The sequence below is a fragment of the Methylosinus sp. DMC45 genome (assembly GCF_056313885.1).
The window spans coordinates 83,273-99,148 of the sequence record NZ_JBQUZK010000059.1 but is presented as its reverse complement, the minus strand read 5'-3'; the positions used below and the strand labels follow the sequence as shown (position 1 = coordinate 99,148).

Genomic DNA, 15,876 nt, shown 5'->3' with positions numbered 1-15,876 from the left:
CGCACACGCCTTCTTCTCGGCTATATGTATCGCCGCCGCCGTCGCCTTCTATCTCAATCAATGAGTCCTGAGCCTAGAAGTCGGTCGCTCTCGCAGAAGCGACTCGGCAACAGGAAGAGCAGTGTTTCCTCCGGCAAGCTCTCTACCGGCGATTGGTAAGTTCCCGAAGCGACGATATCCGGCAAGCCGGAGTCGCGGATCAGAGTATCGGTCGAGATGAGCGTGCGGCCCGGCCCGAGAACAGCGCGGCTACACCAATTGCCGAAGCTGTCGCGGTATCCCGAGATTGGAGCCGCAGGGGTAATCGAAATATGGTCGGGACAAGAGAGATCGGAAACGCGTGTGAAATGCACGTTGAGAATCAAAATGGCCGGCGTCGGCTGCGGAAAGTCGTATCGAAGCTCATAGCCGATGCGAAGTTTCATGGCCGTGCTCCAGTTTTCGTGGGGCGGACCCACATTTAGCGAATTCCACGCAGCGCCTCATGTCGAGCGTGGCCGTGATCGAGCGTCGACCCGCTCGTCTTTGTCGTCGCCGCTCTTGCTTTGCTCCTTTCGGTCGCTTTGGCGCTCTACCTCGACGTTCAGTCGCTGGTAAGCGCCAAGTCCGAGCACGATGAGAACGGCTGTCACGAGCAGAGCTGTCGGAGAGAGCATTTGCGCTACGTCCTTGCTCACCTGGAATACGATGACCAGACCTTCGATGAACACGGCGATGACGATCGTCGAGATAAACTTTGCAAGGCTGCGCCGCGCCTCGGACGCGGTGAGCGTCCCAGGGCGTCGTATGACTTCTTCTTCCACGAAATATTTGGCGACGTCGAAGACGGCTATCGCGATGACGACATAGCCGATCGCAGTAAGAAGCGCATTGCCGCCCTCGTGCCAGGACTTTTTCAGATCGGCGATCAGCTCGAGCGCGCCAAATGCGACGAGCGCTAGAGCCAGCAGCATCAACATTGCGCTCACGATCCCGAATGTCACCCGTGACAGAAGCGCCATCATTCAGCCGATCCTCCCTGCGGTTTCGCCTCGAGGCGGCGCTATTCACTCGACCGGAAGCGACGCGGCGCGCAAAGCGTGTCGAGCCGAACAAAGTCCAGACATTCATTTCGCGGCGACTCGTTGCGGTTTCGATGCAAAATCGCGCGATATTCGGACGACTAATCAATATGCCCGCCCAGCCGGCGCTCGACACGAGCATTTCGCTCCCATTGCGGTCGGCCCATAGAGCAGGCACATCTCGCCACCGATCGCACGGAAGCACGCATAGGCATACTCGGTGTCGGCAGGAGCGTGTCTGTAACTGCCTGTCGAGTCGTGAATGGGTTTGTGAGTGCGCCGAACCCGTAATTGCCATAATATGGACAGGCGAAGTCTGCGGCGACCGCGGGCCGGCGGAAAAAAGACGTCGCCGAGCCAGGGATCCGTCGGTTGGTCGCGCTGTGGCCGGTCAAGATGACGAGGAGAACCATTCCAAAGCGCGAGCGCCACCATCGTTTTTTTTACTACCGATAGGCGCGTAGTATCGATTGTCTTCGCCGCTTGACCAAGCGAAGAGTGTATCCGCCTTTCTCCCGAAGCCCCGGCGCCTTGCTTGCTGCCTGGCGAGCTCGTAGCTCATTTCAAGTGGTCCGTACTGATGCGATGATCTTGATTTCCAGGCGTCCCCGATAGCGCAGCAGCCATCATTCCATTGATCATCCGCGCCGCGCAACGAGTCCCGAGAGGCGGTTCACGCTCGCGAAGCATGGAAAGGGTCGATAATCAGAATGTCGCAGCTCCCGAAATCACGGACATTTCGGGTCGCCACCGCGGTTCCCTGGCGATCTGGCAATCGGCTTCCATGAATGGTTGCCCGACGGCTCGCCGCGATGACGGCGTAGGCCTTCGCGGCGGCTTTGTCGATGGGCAGGACGTGATCGATAATTTCCGCGGTCAGCATTATCTTCTCCAAAAGTCGTCAGTCCCGGGAGGTCGCTTTGGAAATTGATTGCCGCGACTTCAGTCGTTCGCGCGTCGCCGACTTCGCATAGCGACCCCGCGACCGTCATCGGGGGAACGAAACTCACCTCCAGCCGATCGGGCGCCGCGAACGTCCGCGAAGTCCAAAGAAAGCCGACCTACGGCTCGAGCAGGGCGAAGGTCCCCTTTTGGCGCGACCTCCCCGCTCCGGACGATGAAGGGGGGCCTCCCGCTTGGCCATCACCGGGAAATCCACCGTGTCGCCGGATTTATCGACGGCCCGATAAAGATATTTCCAACGACCTCTGATCGTCACATAGGTCTTGTCCAATCGCCAGCTGGAGCCGACTGGGCGCTTGGGGGAACGGAACTGACAATCGAGTTCGGGCATGTATTTGACGACCCAGCGATTGAGCGTCGAATGGTCGACTTCGACGCCGCGCTCTTCCATCATTTCCTCAAGTTGCCGATAGCTGATCGAGTAGGCGACATACCAGCACACGCCCCAAAGGATGACGTCTCGTTCAAAATGGCTGCCCTTGAAATCGATCATAGCGCAATTCCGCCTGCCGTGATGCTGGAAATCATAGCCCAAAACGACCCGCGACAAAAATCTGCGACAGAACCAGAACTCCTTCGTGCGCGCTTGCTTCCTGTGTAGCGCTCACCGCAACAGGAAGTGAGGAAGAACCATCAAACGTGAGAATTTTATTGTCCTACATTGTCATGTTTAATGGCTTTTTCGATTCGGATTCGGATATTCTCAAGCCACGATGGCTCCTGACACGGGCATACTCGCTCAATACGAGGAGCGATATTTCCGTGGTGATCGTGATGTCGAGCGTCGACGATCTTTTCAAAGGCGGCCATTTCGATTGCGAGATCATCTCTCGCTGCGTGCGTTGGTATCTGCGCTGTAAGCTCGGTTTCCGAGATAGCCGTTCGTGAAATTTGCGCCACAGCCGGATTTTTCAGCGGCAGGTCAGCGCAGACGAGCCGCGCTTCACTCCGCGAGATATTTGTCGTGGCCAGCGAGTTGTGGCGGCAGCCCCAGCTCCTTCAACGCAGAGTCCGTGACCGTGACATCGTCGCCGCAAATATTCGGCCGGCCATTTGTCGGCAGCACGATCCGCCAGCTTTCGTTGGTCCGCCGCATCAAAACCTCGAGCTCCAACTCCTCGGCCGATTGCTCGCAGCTCTCCCATAGTTTGATGGGCTTGCCGCCGGGTCGCTGCGGATGCGCGCGGAGGAGCGCATGGCCCTTGGCGACGCGGAGCCAGAGGACGCGAAACTCGATCGGCTTGCCGAACGCCGCCTCGGCGGAGGGGCGAAGCGCGTCGAGGATGGCCGCGCGTTCCGCCGAACCCTGCTTGGGCTCAAAGAAAACATCCTCGCCGGCGAAGGCCATGGATGACGAGAGTCCCAGGCCAACAGCCAGCGGAACGAAAAACCGAGCGTGCAACCCCTGGCCTCCCGTCAAGGACATGCGCCGATGCGCCGGCCCCTGGTCCCGACGACCTGCTGATCGCCTCCCGGTCCCGACATCGTCATCGTCCCTTCATAGCTCGTCTTGGCGTAAGTGAGGTCGGACGCCATGGCCATGCCCTGACAGACAGTGGCAAAGCGGATTCTCAGGCCGTCGATTTTCAGATCCTTGATCGTGCATTTGCCTTTCCGATTTTCCGCGTCGAGGGCGGCGGCGATCCCTTTTTCATCGCCATTGGCGCTCTTGGCTTCTTCCGCGGTGATGCAACGTTCGGTGGCCGCGCCGATCGGCTGCCCCCGTAGCAATGGGGTCACCGACCACAAGCCGGGCTCCAGACGTTCCTGCGCTATCGCCGGACCGACGGCGCACAGCGCCAATGTGACGAATGTCATTCTCTTCATGGTTCTCATGTCCTTATCGCTCGACCAGTTCGACGCGACGGTTCTTGGCCCGTCCGACGTCGTTATTGTTGAGGGCGATCGGCGACGACATGCCGGCGCCGAAAGATGTGAGCCGTGAGGGATCGACGCCGTGATCGCGTGTCAAGGCGGCGACGACGGCCTTGGCGCGGCGATCGGACAAGCCGAGATTATAGGCGAACTCCCCCTGATTGTCGGTGTGCCCGGCGACGATCAGCTTCAAGCCGGGCTGGGCCGCGAGCAGCCTGGCGATTTCGACCAGCGTCGGCTTCGACTCCGGCTTCAGATCCGACTTGTCGGTGTCGAAGAATATGCCGTAGAGCGCCACGCGGCCCGAGGCGCCGAGCCCGGCGGCCATGGCGCCGGCGTCGAGAAAGACAATTTTGTCGACTTGGATCGGCTTCAGTTCTGCGGTCGTGACCGAGATGATCGGAGCGCTCCGGCTTTCGCCCACCAATATGGCGGCGTAGACATCGCCTTCCGCGCGCGCGAGCTTGGCCAGCACATAACGCACGCCTGAGCCGAAGCGCGCATTGACCATGGCTCCTTCGAGTTCCCCGCCGAGACGAAAATAGGAATTTTCGCCGCCGAGGCACGTTTGATTGCCGCATTCGAACAGAATTTCGAACCCTTTCGTCTCGAGAGAGGATTTGAAATTTTGTTCGATTTCGAGGGCCGAGCGATCCTTCGGCCCGTCATACCGTATGGCGGTGATCCTGCCCTGCAGCGTGAGGCTGACGCCGGCCAGCTTGTCGCCGGTAGCTTTGAGATTCATCGGACGGTCGAGCAGTCGCGTTTCGCCGAACTGCGACTGCTTATAGGCCGTGATCTCCGAGCCGGCATAGCGGCCGACCAGAGGATGATCCTGCGATCCGCGAACATCGGCGGCGCGGGTCGATCCAGCGTAGAGCGCCAGCGAGATCAGTGTGATCGCGGGAAACAACAACTCGCGTTTCGACATATTCCTGCTCCCGCCCGATTTGCCGGAAGCGAGGTCTAGGCGCTCAGACTGTCGAATGCTATTCCCCGCGCGGGGAGGTCCGCGCGAATGCCCGCCAAGAAGAACATGGCCCGGCGCAAACTCCATGCGCTCGATCTTTTGTGCCGCGCCGGGACTGGGATTGCGCCGGTCGCCCCCGCAGCCTGCCGCCAGATTCGCGAGCTGGTCGGAGCCGATGCGGCCTCGATTTTCTGGCTCGACGAAAACGGCCTTCCCCAGGGCTTCTTCCATGAGGACTCGCCGGAGAGCGCGCGCGATCTGTTCGTCAATGAATTCGAGCGGCTGTTCATCGGTCCGGCCGAATTGAACGTGACGGCGCTGGCGCGTACGCCGGGGCCGCGCGTCGGCCGCATCGCGCGGCCGGACAAAGCCTATTTCTCCTCCAACACCTACAACCTATTGGTCAGGGCGAGCGGCCATCATCACAGTCTCGACCTGAGAATCGACCTCGAGGGTCGCGCGCGCGCCGTCGTGCTGCTGTTTCGCGGCGGTCAACGCGCTTTCGAGACGACCGATGCGGCCGCGCTGGAGCAGGTCACGCCCTATTTGCAGCAGGCCATCGCCTCGGCTGTGACAGAACAAGTCTGGAGTTGCAGCGCAAGAAGGGGACACATGCTGATCGATGTCTCCGGCGAGCGCTTGTCGATGCTCGATGAAGACGCCGAATTGCTGTTGAAGATGTGCACGCTCGTGGGACAGGAGATCCGCCTTTGTGGACCCATCCGCTCGCCGCCCCGCGTCGTGCGCGAATTGTGCGCAAAGCTCCAGGGCCGAGCGATCGTGCGCGAAACGCTGCCGATCCCCGGCGGCCGCCTCGAGGTGACGGCGCGTCGCTTGATGGCTCCAGCGCCGGAGAATGGCGCCGAGCAGGTTCTCGTCACGCTCGAACTGGAAGAGCCTCGACGGCTCGAGACGATCGATCGTGTGCTCGCACTCGACGTTTCTCCGCTTCAACAGAAAATCGCCCTTGTCGCAGCTCTCGGGGGATCGCGCGGAGACAGCCTCTCCGAAACGGGAATCAGCAACGAAGCTTTGAAGAAACATCTCGCTGCGATTTATGCGGCCGCGGGCGTCGACAGCTGGGAGAAGCTCACGAGAGAACTGAACCTCGGACGCCCTTGATCGCCTGGGCGAAGGGCGGCTCGGCCACGACGATGACGCTGCCGCAGCGCTTGTCCTCGCCGGCCGAGAACTGAGCGCCACCCGGCAAGCGCCGCGCCCATCGAGGAAACATCGAACCATAATAAGGTTTCGCGAGGTTGCGTATTGATCGAACCCGCTACGCCGGAGGTGCAGCGAGATCACTGAAGCGAAGCTTTCGGCTCGACGCTTTGCCCCCCAATCAGCAGGGGGCATAGACCTTCAACCGGGCCACGGGATATGCGGCGTGGCGAACGTCCGCGAAATCCAGGGAAAGAGGACCTTCACATCGTCCAGATCGAATGGCCACTTCTGGCGCGAGTTCCCCCTTCCCGATGGCGAAGGAGGAATTGTGACCCAAAGGAGACCGTTCAACCCGTGAGGTCGGCGTCCGGTTACCCAGAGAGCAGACATTCGCGCTATCCGGGACCAAGGCCGAGCAATGCGCATCCTATTCGCGCCAGGCTTCCGTCTCATAAGAATGTTCGTTCCCGAATGTGGAAAGCCAGTTCGGCGGACATATATCTGCGTCGCCCACTTCATGGGCGCTTTGGGAGGAAGGGGTTGGCTCCGACGGGGACAATCATGCCGACTCCCGATTCAACCAGAACCCTGCGCAATCATGCCTCTTGGAACAAGGGACGCCTGCTCGGCCAAAAGCGCCCGCTGAGGCCAAAGGACGTCTGGACCATCCGGGTTCGCTTGCAGCTCGAAGACCGCAAGCGCGACCTCGCCATGTTCAACCTCGCTATCGACAGCAAGCTGCGAGGCTGCGACCTCGTGCGACTGCAAGTGAACGACGTCTGCGTCGGCGGCCGCGTGCGCGACCGCGCTGTCGTGATCCAAAAGAAAACCGGTCGCCCAGTCCAGTTCGAGCTGACCGAGCAAACTCGGCTATCGGTCCTGGATTGGCTGGACCGACGAGCCGCCGTGACAGCGGAGTATCTGTTCCCGAGCCGCTTCACGACGCGGGCTCACATTTCTACCCGGCAATATGCGCGCATCGTAAAGAAATGGGTGGCGAGCGCCGGACTCGATGGTTCGGTTTACGGGACGCACTCCATGCGACGGACCAAAGCGGCTCAAATATACAAAAAGACGGGAAATTTGCGCGCCGTCCAACTTTTGTTGGGGCATTCCAAATTGGAAAGCACCGTACGCTATCTCGGCATAGAGGTTGACGACGCTCTCAGCATTTCAGAGCAAGTCGATCTTTGAACCGAACCAGTATCGCGGTGGGACACGAACGCATTCGTCCGCCTCATCGCGAGCATGTCTATGCGGCGTCAGCCGTCAGGTCGGGGCGGCTCGGGCAAGCGCCTGGCCGGCCCTCGCGAAAGTTGCAACTCCCGGTCGGGATTGACATCTGGCTTCACCGCAACGATTAATCGTTTATTGATACGGTCAAGCTTCGCGGGGGCGGGCGTATGTTGAATTGGAGGCGCTTTGGCGCCGGTACTTTTGCGCGCGCTCATATCGTCATAGCGTCGATTCTTCTATCGGCATTGGGCAGCGCGCCATCTTTCGCTGGATCGATCCAGCAGCCGGGACTAATGGCGGGCCTGCCGGAGGGCTGGGCTCCAGAGCCTGGGCTCTATGGCGTCATGGCCTTCAATTCCGGCGCCGATGAAAAGTTCAATTCGACAATGGGCGTGCCGGCCTTTCTTAATTTTTCCACGCCGCTCGAGGTCGCTGGCGCGCGCGTGCAATTCAAGACCGTGCCGCTCGTCGTCGCCAACGTCAACATGCAGGGCCTGCATCGAATCGGCACTTACAATTCTTATGTCGGCTCATGGTTTTCGTGGTTTCTCGGCCACGGACTCAATGTCGCGATCGGCGAAGGCGCATGGATATCGACGGGCTCCCCGCTGACGCGCGCGCTCGGCACTGATTTCACGGCGTTCCAGCAGAATCTCGCAATTACCTACTTGCGCGACAATTGGAACATCACGCTCAACAGCTTCTATGCGACGGGGCACACCAATCCATTCGCCAGCTCGCCACAGACGTTGAATTTCGATTTGACGGCGATCAAGCGCGACGGACGCGCCGAATGGGGCTTCATCGCCTTCAGCGAGGTGGATCTCGACAAGCCTTCGGTCGGCTATATGAACCGACAGAGCTCGGTCGCGCTCGGCGCGCTCTACGGCTATCTGATCGGCAATCAGATCAGCGCGCAAATCAAGCTGTCTCACACATTTTATGCGAAGAACACGGCGCGCGACACGCGGCTCGGCATACAGTTCATCATCCCGATCTACACGCCCGCCGCGCCCGCGCCCTCCAATACCGCAGAGGCGCTCGCGGCGCGCTAGCTCAACATTTAAAGCTCGGACGAGCGGGAGAATTCGATGGACATCCGAACCGTTCTCGCGGGAGCCATTCTGTCGGCGAGCGCCGTTGTCGGCGCCGCGGCGAGTGAAGACGGGCGCGGCGGCGCGTCTCTCGATCGAGAGCTGCGCGCCTATATCGCCGAGCATCATCTCACCGGCGACGCCGTCGATAGCCGTAAGCTGCCGATCCCTGCGTTGTCGGACCCGCTGCCGCGGCTCGGAAAGCTGCTGTTCTGGTCGAAGGGCATGAGCCCAGCAAAGGATGTCGCCTGCGCCAGCTGCCATCATCCGATGCTCGGCTTCGGCGACGCCCTGCCTCTGCCAGTCGGCGTCGGCGCCAATAATCCCGATCTGCTCGGCCCCGGCCGCAAGCGCGTCGACAGGCCGGGCACATTCCCTCCTTTCGGAACGGGCGATTCGGCCATGCCGCGCAATTCGCCGACGCTGATCGGCCTCGCCTTCTGGGACCAGTCGATCACTTGGGACGGCACTGTGTTCAGCACGACCGGCACGCCCGGCATGAGCGGCGTCGACGGCCGCATCGTCGCGCCGGTCGATTCGCCGCCGGTGCGGGGGATGTTCAATAATTTCATGCTGCCGCGGCAGGAATACATCTCCTATGAGGAGAAATTCAAAGCCGGCATGCCGATCAGCTCCGGGCATGGAATGTTCCCGACCGCGGTCAACGCCGCCATGCGCGGCAAGGCCTATGGGGGAGCCGGCAGTCCGCAGACGCCCGGAGCCACCGATCTCGAGGTGCGCCAAAATCTCGCGGCGCGCTTCGGCGGCTATGGCGATCCGAACGATCAATTCGCCAAGAACGAATGGCTGCCGCTGTTCCGCGCCGGCTTCAAGGATTATCAATCGCCGCCCGAGCAGCTGGTGACGGCCAACAACATCTCGATCGCCATGGCCGATTACGAGCGGACCATGACCTTCACCCATACGCCCTGGCGCGCCTATGTGCGCGGCGACAGCCATGCGATCGGCGAGTCGGCCAAGCGCGGCGCGCGTCTGTTCTTCGCGACGGCCGAGCAAGGCGGCGCCAATTGCGCCTCCTGCCATTCCGGCGATTTCTTCACCGACGAGAAATATTGGGTGCTCGCGGTTCCGCAGATCGGCCGCGGCAAGACCGACCTCAACACGATCGAGGACGGCATCGACGATTGGGGCCGCGGACATATCACCGGCCATCGCGACGACAAATACGCCTATCGCACGCCGACGCTTCTCGGCGTCGAGGTGACGGCGCCCTTCGGCCATAGCGGGGTCTACAACACGCTCGAGGACATCGTCCGGCATCATCTCAATGTCGAGCGCGCCGTCGCGAGCTTCGATTACAAGACGATCCCGGCCAGCGGCGGGCCGATCAACTCGAAATTCGCCAAGGACCACACGCAAAATGCGCTCGACATGCTTCGCTCGCAGCGCGAGGACGGGATGCCGGGAGTCATTCGTGATGTCGAGCTGACCGACGGACAGGTCGCCGATATTTTGAGCTTCCTGAAATCCCTCACCGATCCGTGCCTCAAGAACAATAAATGCCTGGCGCAGTGGATTCCGAACGCCAGCGATCCAGACCCCGATGGCTTGCGGCTGTGCGCGATCGACCAGCACGGCCGCGAGTTCCTGCCCGGCTCATGCCAGAGGTCGGGCGCACGCCGATGAGCAAGTGCGGCGCTTGCGCGAGAGCACAGCGCCGAATAATCGGCTAATCTATCGGTTCAGCCGGCCTGCAAGAGCCGACTGAACAGGGGGGGAATAGGTGCTATCGCAGACGTCCGAGCGTTCCATGCGGAACGTCAGAGTCATCGTGCTTATCGCCTGGGGCGCGCTGATCGCCGCGCTGTTCTTCGATCCGCTGACCGCATGGCTCACGCAGCCCGATTCCGGCAGTCCGTTTCGGATCGGCGAGGATCCCGTCGTCATTCAGGGCGTTCCGCGCTATTCGACGCCCTATTCGATGACGAACCGTATTTTCTGGACGATGGCGGTTCCGCTCGTCCCCTTCTCGATCATGCTGCTCGGGCATGAATTCTGGCGCCGTGTCTGCCCGCTCTCGCACGCCAGCCAATTCGCCCGCATGTTCGGCTTGGAGCGCAAGCTGCCGAACTTGAATCGCAAGACGGGACGGGTCGAGCGCATATTGGCGCTGCTGCCGTCGCAATCCTGGTTACGCCGCAACCATTACTATTTCCAGCTGGGGTTTTTGACGCTGGGCGTGACAGGCCGCATCCTCTTCTACAATTCGAGCCATATCGCTCTCGCGGCGGCTTTCATCTTCATCATCTCTTTCGCGGTCTTCGTCGGCTTCACCTATGGCGGCAAGAGCTGGTGCAATTATTTTTGTCCGACGGCGGTCGTGCAGCAGATCTACACCGGTCCCGGCGGCCTCTTCGATTCCAAGCCGCACATCGAGCGCGTGGCGATCAAGCAATCCTCCTGTCGCGCTTCGACCGACGCCGCCGACCGCAGCATTTGCGTCGGCTGCATGACGAACTGCCCGGACATCGACCTCGAAAATAATTATTGGAAGGCCGTTGATCTCGACCAGAAGCGGAACGTCTATTATCTGTTTTTTGGCCTCGTTTTCGGCTTCTACACTTACTATTTCATCTATTCCGGCACTTGGGATTACTATATGAGCGGCTACTGGACGCATGAGAGCGACCAGTTCGGCGCGTTGCTGAAGTCTGGCCTCTATATCGGCGGCCACGCCTATCCGGTTCCGAAGATCGTCGCCGCGCCGGCCTATATTCTCCTCTGCATGGGCGTCTCATTCGGACTGTTCGTCGCTTTGGAGAGGTTCTACGCTTGGTGCTCCGCGGCGCGCGGAGTCTCGCTCTCCAAGGCGCAGCGTCGGCACCATATGATGACGATTTCGGGCTTCGCCGCTTTCACTTTCTTCTACGCTTTCGCGGGCCGGCCGAATATTCAGCTGATGCCGCCGATCGCCATCAAGCTCATCGACCTCGCCATCGCCGCGACATCGGTCGCCTGGCTCATTCGCTCGCTGACGCGCAACGCCGATCTCTACCGGCACGAGAGCCTCGGCCACGCGCTGCGGCAGGAGCTCGCGCGCATGGGCTTTCGATCGGAGGCGTTTCTGGACGGCCGCTCGCTGGACGAGCTGTCCGCCGATGAAATCTATGTGCTCGCCAAGACGCTTCCGAACTTCTCCGTCGACCAGAAGCGCAACGCCTATCGCGCCATTCTCGCCGATGCGCTCGCGACGGGCCAAACGCGCTCGTCGGAGAGCTTGAAGCTGCTGCGGGATTTACGCGTCCAGCTCGGCCTTTCCGACTCCGACCATGACGCGATCGCCCATGCGCTCGGCGTCGAGGATCCGTCGCTGTTCAACTCCGATCTCGCGCGAACTGTCGAGGAACATGCGCGACGTCGGAATTATCGCGAATTCGTGATCGATCTCATCCAAAAGGGGCTCGCGGCCGGCGTCGCTCCAAAGGCCTGGCTGGCGCGGGCGGAGACGCTCGTCTCGATCCGGCAGATGCGCAATTGGTTCAATATCTCCGATGAGGAGCATGCCGAGATCGTCGGCGAGGCGACCAACGATCAGACGCGGCTGACCGAGCGGATCGAGGCCCTGTCGCATTCGCTGAAATGGACCGAGGCCGCGCGCTTCACGCTCTCGCACGAGAAGCGGCCGGAGGCGTCGTTGCTGGCGAAGACGATCGTCAAATGGCAGGCTCAGCTGGTGCGGGAAATCGTCCATCTCGCCGCGACGCTCGATGACGCCGCGCGGGCAGCGGAGCTCGTGCGGCCGATCGCGCTCATTCTCGGGACGGAGGGAAAATCCGCCCTCGCGGAGACGATCGATTCGGCGCCCGCCGCATTGCGCGACGCTATTCACGCCGCCAGAACCACGGCTTCCGCATCCTATTTCGAGATCATCGAAATGTCGCGGCCGGCGGATGTGGTGTTTCGGACCTTTCTCGACGATCGTGACGCGCTCGTGCGCGCTCTCGCGGTCTCCGCGCTCGCGGCCGAATCCGCGGAAGGCGCCGCTCTCGCCCGTGAGATGTTCGCTCACGACGAGGCTCTGCCGCCTCTCGCCGAGGAGATCGTCGCCCGCGCCAAGCATGGCGAGCGCTCGCCCATTGTGCTGATCATGGCGGAGCTCCTCGTTTCTTCTGTGTTCTCGCGCGTCGATCTGTCGGTGCTTGCCGAGATCGCTCGCCGCTCGACGATCGAACGCCATCCGAAAGGGACGCAGATCTGCCGTCAAGGCGAAAGCTCCGATGGCATGTTCGTGCTGGTTCGCGGAGAGACCATCGCCTGGGTCGCCGACAAGAACGGCCGCGAGATCATCGGTCGTGGCAGCGCGGGCACTGTGTTCGGCGAGCTCGGCGTCATCAGCGGCCGGCCACGCGCGGCGTCGGTCGAGGTGACGAGCGACGAGGCGACCGTGGTCGCGATTCCGCGCAGCGCCGTCGATGATCTGCTCGGGCGCGATGCGAGCGCCGTGCAGAGCATATTGAAGACCGTCACGGGCTATCTGCTCGATAATATGGCCGCCGCATCGGCCAAAGCGAAACAGGAATTGCAGACATCATGACAGCCGCTGGCGGACGCCGATCATGACAGCAACGAACGACAAATCCGCGGCGGTCGTCGAGCTGCCGATGCTGCTCTTCCTGCGGATTGCCGATGGCGACGGCGCGATGTCGGCTTTGGAGATGGAGCGTTTCGACGCGCTGCTGCGCTCTCCCGACTGGTGCCGCTCGCCTCTGCTGCGTCAGTCGCTGCCGCTCACGGAGCGCGATAAGGGCGCCTTGTGGCGTCGCTATGTCGATGGCGATCTCGCGGTCGATTCGGGCGCGGTCGCAGCGGCGCTCGATAGCGTGCTCGCCGAGCTTCCCTCCGAGGAGCAGGCCATCTTCGAGCAGGACCTGCTGTCCTTCTCGCGTCGAATTCTCGAAGCCGCCGATCGCCACGCGGGATGGTTCAGGACCGATCAGAAGGCGCATGTTTCCTTCGAGGCTCTCGGCGAGCTGATCCGGCGGCCGTCCGCCCGTGGACACGCCGCCGCTCTGCATCGCATGTCGAAGACCCGGCCGGTCCCGACGGATAGCGACGGCGCGCTGCATCTGGCGCTCGCCGGAGACGATAGCTTCTGGCGAGGCGGCAAGCTGTCCTTGAGCTGCCTGCGCGTCATCGACGAGACGCATGACGTCAAGACCTTCGACTTCGTCGCCGAGCCGCGGAAGTTCTTCTGCTACGAGCCTGGACAATTCGTCACGCTGGAGCTGCCGATCGACGGGCGGATAGTTCGCCGCAGCTACACGATCTCCTCGTCGCCCTCGCGGCCGCATATTCTCTCGGTGACGGTCAAGCGCGTCGAGAATGGCCTCGTCTCCAATTGGCTGCACGATCATTTGCGGGCGGGCATGACGCTCTCGGCCGATGGCCCTTATGGCAAATTCTCCTGCGTCGATGGCGCCGCCGGACCCTATCTCTTCATTTCGGGCGGCAGCGGCGTCACGCCGGTGATGTCCATGGCGCGATGGCTGCTGGACACGGCCGCCGACGCCGACATTCGCTTCGTGCATTTCGCGCGCCGGCCGGAGGATTTCGTCTATGAACGCGAGCTTCGTCTGCTCGAGGCGCGTTTCCCCAATTTTCGTTGCGGCTTCGCCTGCTCGCGCGCGACGCCGGAGGAATGGAGCGGCCCCGTCGGTCGCTTCTCGATCGAGCTTTTGTCGCAGCTCGCGCCCGATATGATGTCGCGAGCCGTTTATCTCTGCGGTCCCGACGGCTTCACGGAGAGCGTGCGCGTCGGCCTGACGGAAGCCGGCTTCGACATGTCACGCTTTGCGCAGGAGAGCTTCGGCGGAGCGCCGAGCCCTGCGGCCGTATCGGCGAAGCCCGCCGACGCGCCGCCGGCGAAAATCATATTTTCGACGAGCGGCAAGGAGATCGAATGCACGAGCGCCGATTATGTGCTCGACATTGCGCTCGCCAATGGAATCGAGGCGGCGAATTCTTGTCGCGCCGGCCAATGCGGCGTGTGCAAGACGACTGCGCTCGAAGGAAAGGCCGTCCATGATTGCACGGATAGCCTCACCGAGGAGGACATCGGCCTCGGATTGATACTCGCATGTCGAGCGAGGCCCGAGGGAATTTTGGTCGTCGATCTTTGAGATCCGATCCAGACCATAGCGCCAAAGCGTTGGACGCGCCTGTTCTTCGCGGGCGTCGCGATGGGTGCGCGCGCTCGTCGAGCGCGAACGTTGCTGAAAGGACACACCTGCGGCAAATAGCTACGGAAACCCGCGAGAAATGGAATTTCAGACTTAAGCCAGAGCATTCGCTCCCGTAGTCTCGGCGATCGATTTACATCGTTACGGGGCGCGGATCGACGCACATCGATCCGTTGGAACGGGGGCAATAATGAAGAAATTTTCTGTCGTATCGGCAATGGCGCTCGCCTTGTCGACACATGCCGCGCATGCGGAGGACGCATCGGCCGCCAGCGGCTGGCTCGCAACGACGACCCCACCTGCGCCGGCCGCTAACCCCGCGCCGCTGCCGCCGGCGCCCATGGGCGTTTTCGGCGCCGATATGCCGCCGCCCGAGAAGCTCGTGCTCTCGATCACGCCGAACTTCGCCAGTCTTTCGGGCATGAGGATCGGCACGCGAAACGTGTCGAACGAATATATCGCAACGCAGGTTCCGTTCTTTCTCAATCCGAAGCAGGCGGTGCGCCTCATTCCGCAGCAGGTCTCCGTCGCGACGCAGGTCGTCGCGCTGGCCTATGGCGTCAGCAAGGAATTCGCTGTGGTGTTCACCTCCGGCATGGGCGAGCGCAATGTCGAGCCGCTCACTTTCGCGGGAACATCCGGCATCGTCCCGCTCGGCCGCAGCCATGTGGGAACCGTCGGTCTCGTCGACTTCACGCTCTGTGGCGTCTATCGAGTCTATGAGGACGACGTCAATCGCATCCAGATGAATCTCGGCTTCTCCTTCCCGACGGGCAACAACAAGGCCGTGTTCAACGGATTGCTGGCGCCGAACGGAACCATCAACTACGTCCGCGGCTATTACGGAATGCAGCCCGGCACGGGCACTTTCGACATCATGCCGGGCGTCGTCTACGCCGGTCATCTCGGACAATGGTCGTGGGGCGCGTCCTATCGCGCGCGCTTGCCGCTCGGCCCGAATCCGCAGGGTTATCTGTGGGGCAATCTGCATGAGTTCAACGGCTGGGGCGGCTACACTTGGATCCCCGGCCTGACGACGACATTCCGCGTCAATGCGACGACGCAAGGCACGATCCGCGGGTTCGATCCCGAAATTCGGGGGCCGGCCGCGCCGGGCAATCCGCAATATTACGGCGGACAGCGGATCGAGCTTTTCGGCGGCGGAACGATCAGCGGCAAATTCATCGGCGTCGACAATGCGACGATCGCTGTCGAAGCCGGTCTTCCCGTCTATCAGAATCTCAACGGCCCGCAGATCATGAAGAACTGGCAGGCGGGCATGTCGCTTCGTCTGCGAATTTAGTCCGCCGTGG

Annotated in this window: 14 protein-coding genes; 7 read left to right on the top strand and 7 right to left on the bottom strand. The window is 61.6% G+C overall.

From position 1 onward, the window contains the following. Nucleotides 1-53 precede the first annotated feature (53 nt). The 7 genes from ACT53T_RS22850 to ACT53T_RS22820 form a co-directional block, all read right to left on the bottom strand. Nucleotides 54-425, bottom strand: coding sequence for a hypothetical protein (locus tag ACT53T_RS22850; protein WP_476162991.1), 372 nt, complete (start codon nt 423-425; stop codon nt 54-56). 57 nt (nt 426-482) lie between these two features. Beyond that, entirely contained in the window at nt 483-1,004 is a 522-nt protein-coding gene (locus ACT53T_RS22845; protein ID WP_476162990.1) for a GNAT family acetyltransferase, read from the bottom strand. Between the two features lie 730 nt (nt 1,005-1,734). Then, the gene (locus ACT53T_RS22840) at nt 1,735-1,944 is read right to left on the bottom strand and encodes a hypothetical protein (protein WP_476162989.1); all 210 of its coding nucleotides are present in this window, start codon (nt 1,942-1,944) and stop codon (nt 1,735-1,737) included. Nucleotides 1,945-2,067: 123 nt separating this feature from the next. Next, on the bottom strand, nt 2,068-2,517 hold the full coding sequence (locus tag ACT53T_RS22835; RefSeq protein ID WP_400767152.1) for an IS6 family transposase: 450 nt from the start codon (nt 2,515-2,517) through the stop codon (nt 2,068-2,070). A gap of 450 nt (nt 2,518-2,967) precedes the next feature. Further along, entirely contained in the window at nt 2,968-3,372 is a 405-nt protein-coding gene (locus ACT53T_RS22830; protein WP_476162988.1) for a hypothetical protein, read from the bottom strand. Nucleotides 3,373-3,440: 68 nt separating this feature from the next. Further along, complete coding sequence (locus ACT53T_RS22825; protein ID WP_476162987.1) at nt 3,441-3,851, bottom strand: DUF3617 domain-containing protein; 411 nt, start codon at nt 3,849-3,851, stop codon at nt 3,441-3,443. Between the two features lie 13 nt (nt 3,852-3,864). Continuing rightward, nucleotides 3,865-4,830, bottom strand: coding sequence for an OmpA family protein (locus tag ACT53T_RS22820; RefSeq protein ID WP_400767144.1), 966 nt, complete (start codon nt 4,828-4,830; stop codon nt 3,865-3,867). A gap of 348 nt (nt 4,831-5,178) precedes the next feature. On the opposite strand from ACT53T_RS22820, the gene ACT53T_RS22815 reads away from it, so the two are divergent. The 7 genes from ACT53T_RS22815 to ACT53T_RS22785 all read left to right on the top strand — a co-directional run bounded on the left by ACT53T_RS22815 (nt 5,179) and on the right by ACT53T_RS22785 (nt 15,866). Next, the gene (locus tag ACT53T_RS22815; protein ID WP_400767141.1) at nt 5,179-5,991 is read left to right on the top strand and encodes a hypothetical protein; all 813 of its coding nucleotides are present in this window, start codon (nt 5,179-5,181) and stop codon (nt 5,989-5,991) included. Between the two features lie 603 nt (nt 5,992-6,594). Next, entirely contained in the window at nt 6,595-7,227 is a 633-nt protein-coding gene (locus ACT53T_RS22810) for a tyrosine-type recombinase/integrase (RefSeq protein WP_476162986.1), read from the top strand. Nucleotides 7,228-7,562: 335 nt separating this feature from the next. Further along, nucleotides 7,563-8,324, top strand: coding sequence for a transporter (locus ACT53T_RS22805; protein WP_476162985.1), 762 nt, complete (start codon nt 7,563-7,565; stop codon nt 8,322-8,324). A 36-nt stretch (nt 8,325-8,360) separates the two neighbouring features. Further along, nucleotides 8,361-10,010: a cytochrome-c peroxidase gene (locus ACT53T_RS22800; protein ID WP_476162984.1), complete on the top strand. Its 1,650-nt coding sequence runs from the start codon at nt 8,361-8,363 to the stop codon at nt 10,008-10,010. Nucleotides 10,011-10,134: 124 nt separating this feature from the next. Further along, complete coding sequence (locus tag ACT53T_RS22795) at nt 10,135-12,918, top strand: cyclic nucleotide-binding domain-containing protein (protein ID WP_476162983.1); 2,784 nt, start codon at nt 10,135-10,137, stop codon at nt 12,916-12,918. Nucleotides 12,919-12,940: 22 nt separating this feature from the next. Then, nucleotides 12,941-14,503, top strand: a complete 1,563-nt coding sequence (locus ACT53T_RS22790) for an FAD-binding oxidoreductase (protein ID WP_476162982.1) — start codon at nt 12,941-12,943, stop codon at nt 14,501-14,503. A gap of 250 nt (nt 14,504-14,753) precedes the next feature. Beyond that, the gene (locus ACT53T_RS22785) at nt 14,754-15,866 is read left to right on the top strand and encodes an alpha-amylase (protein WP_476162981.1); all 1,113 of its coding nucleotides are present in this window, start codon (nt 14,754-14,756) and stop codon (nt 15,864-15,866) included. The last annotated feature ends 10 nt before the right edge of the window (nt 15,867-15,876 follow it).

Excerpts from the sequence above, each read along its gene's own strand:
- ACT53T_RS22795 (WP_476162983.1), top strand. The coding sequence starts at position 10,135 with ATGCGGAACGTCAGAGTCATCGTGCTTATCGCCTGGGGCGCGCTGATC.
- ACT53T_RS22810 (WP_476162986.1), top strand. The coding sequence starts at position 6,595 with ATGCCGACTCCCGATTCAACCAGAACCCTGCGCAATCATGCCTCTTGG.
- ACT53T_RS22850 (WP_476162991.1), bottom strand. The coding sequence starts at position 425 with ATGAAACTTCGCATCGGCTATGAGCTTCGATACGACTTTCCGCAGCCG.
- ACT53T_RS22820 (WP_400767144.1), bottom strand. The coding sequence starts at position 4,830 with ATGTCGAAACGCGAGTTGTTGTTTCCCGCGATCACACTGATCTCGCTG.
- ACT53T_RS22785 (WP_476162981.1), top strand. The coding sequence starts at position 14,754 with ATGAAGAAATTTTCTGTCGTATCGGCAATGGCGCTCGCCTTGTCGACA.
- ACT53T_RS22845 (WP_476162990.1), bottom strand. The coding sequence starts at position 1,004 with ATGATGGCGCTTCTGTCACGGGTGACATTCGGGATCGTGAGCGCAATG.
- ACT53T_RS22835 (WP_400767152.1), bottom strand. The coding sequence starts at position 2,517 with ATGATCGATTTCAAGGGCAGCCATTTTGAACGAGACGTCATCCTTTGG.
- ACT53T_RS22805 (WP_476162985.1), top strand. The coding sequence starts at position 7,563 with ATGGCGGGCCTGCCGGAGGGCTGGGCTCCAGAGCCTGGGCTCTATGGC.
- ACT53T_RS22840 (WP_476162989.1), bottom strand. The coding sequence starts at position 1,944 with ATGCTGACCGCGGAAATTATCGATCACGTCCTGCCCATCGACAAAGCC.
- ACT53T_RS22800 (WP_476162984.1), top strand. The coding sequence starts at position 8,361 with ATGGACATCCGAACCGTTCTCGCGGGAGCCATTCTGTCGGCGAGCGCC.
- ACT53T_RS22825 (WP_476162987.1), bottom strand. The coding sequence starts at position 3,851 with ATGAAGAGAATGACATTCGTCACATTGGCGCTGTGCGCCGTCGGTCCG.
- ACT53T_RS22830 (WP_476162988.1), bottom strand. The coding sequence starts at position 3,372 with ATGGCCTTCGCCGGCGAGGATGTTTTCTTTGAGCCCAAGCAGGGTTCG.
- ACT53T_RS22790 (WP_476162982.1), top strand. The coding sequence starts at position 12,941 with ATGACAGCAACGAACGACAAATCCGCGGCGGTCGTCGAGCTGCCGATG.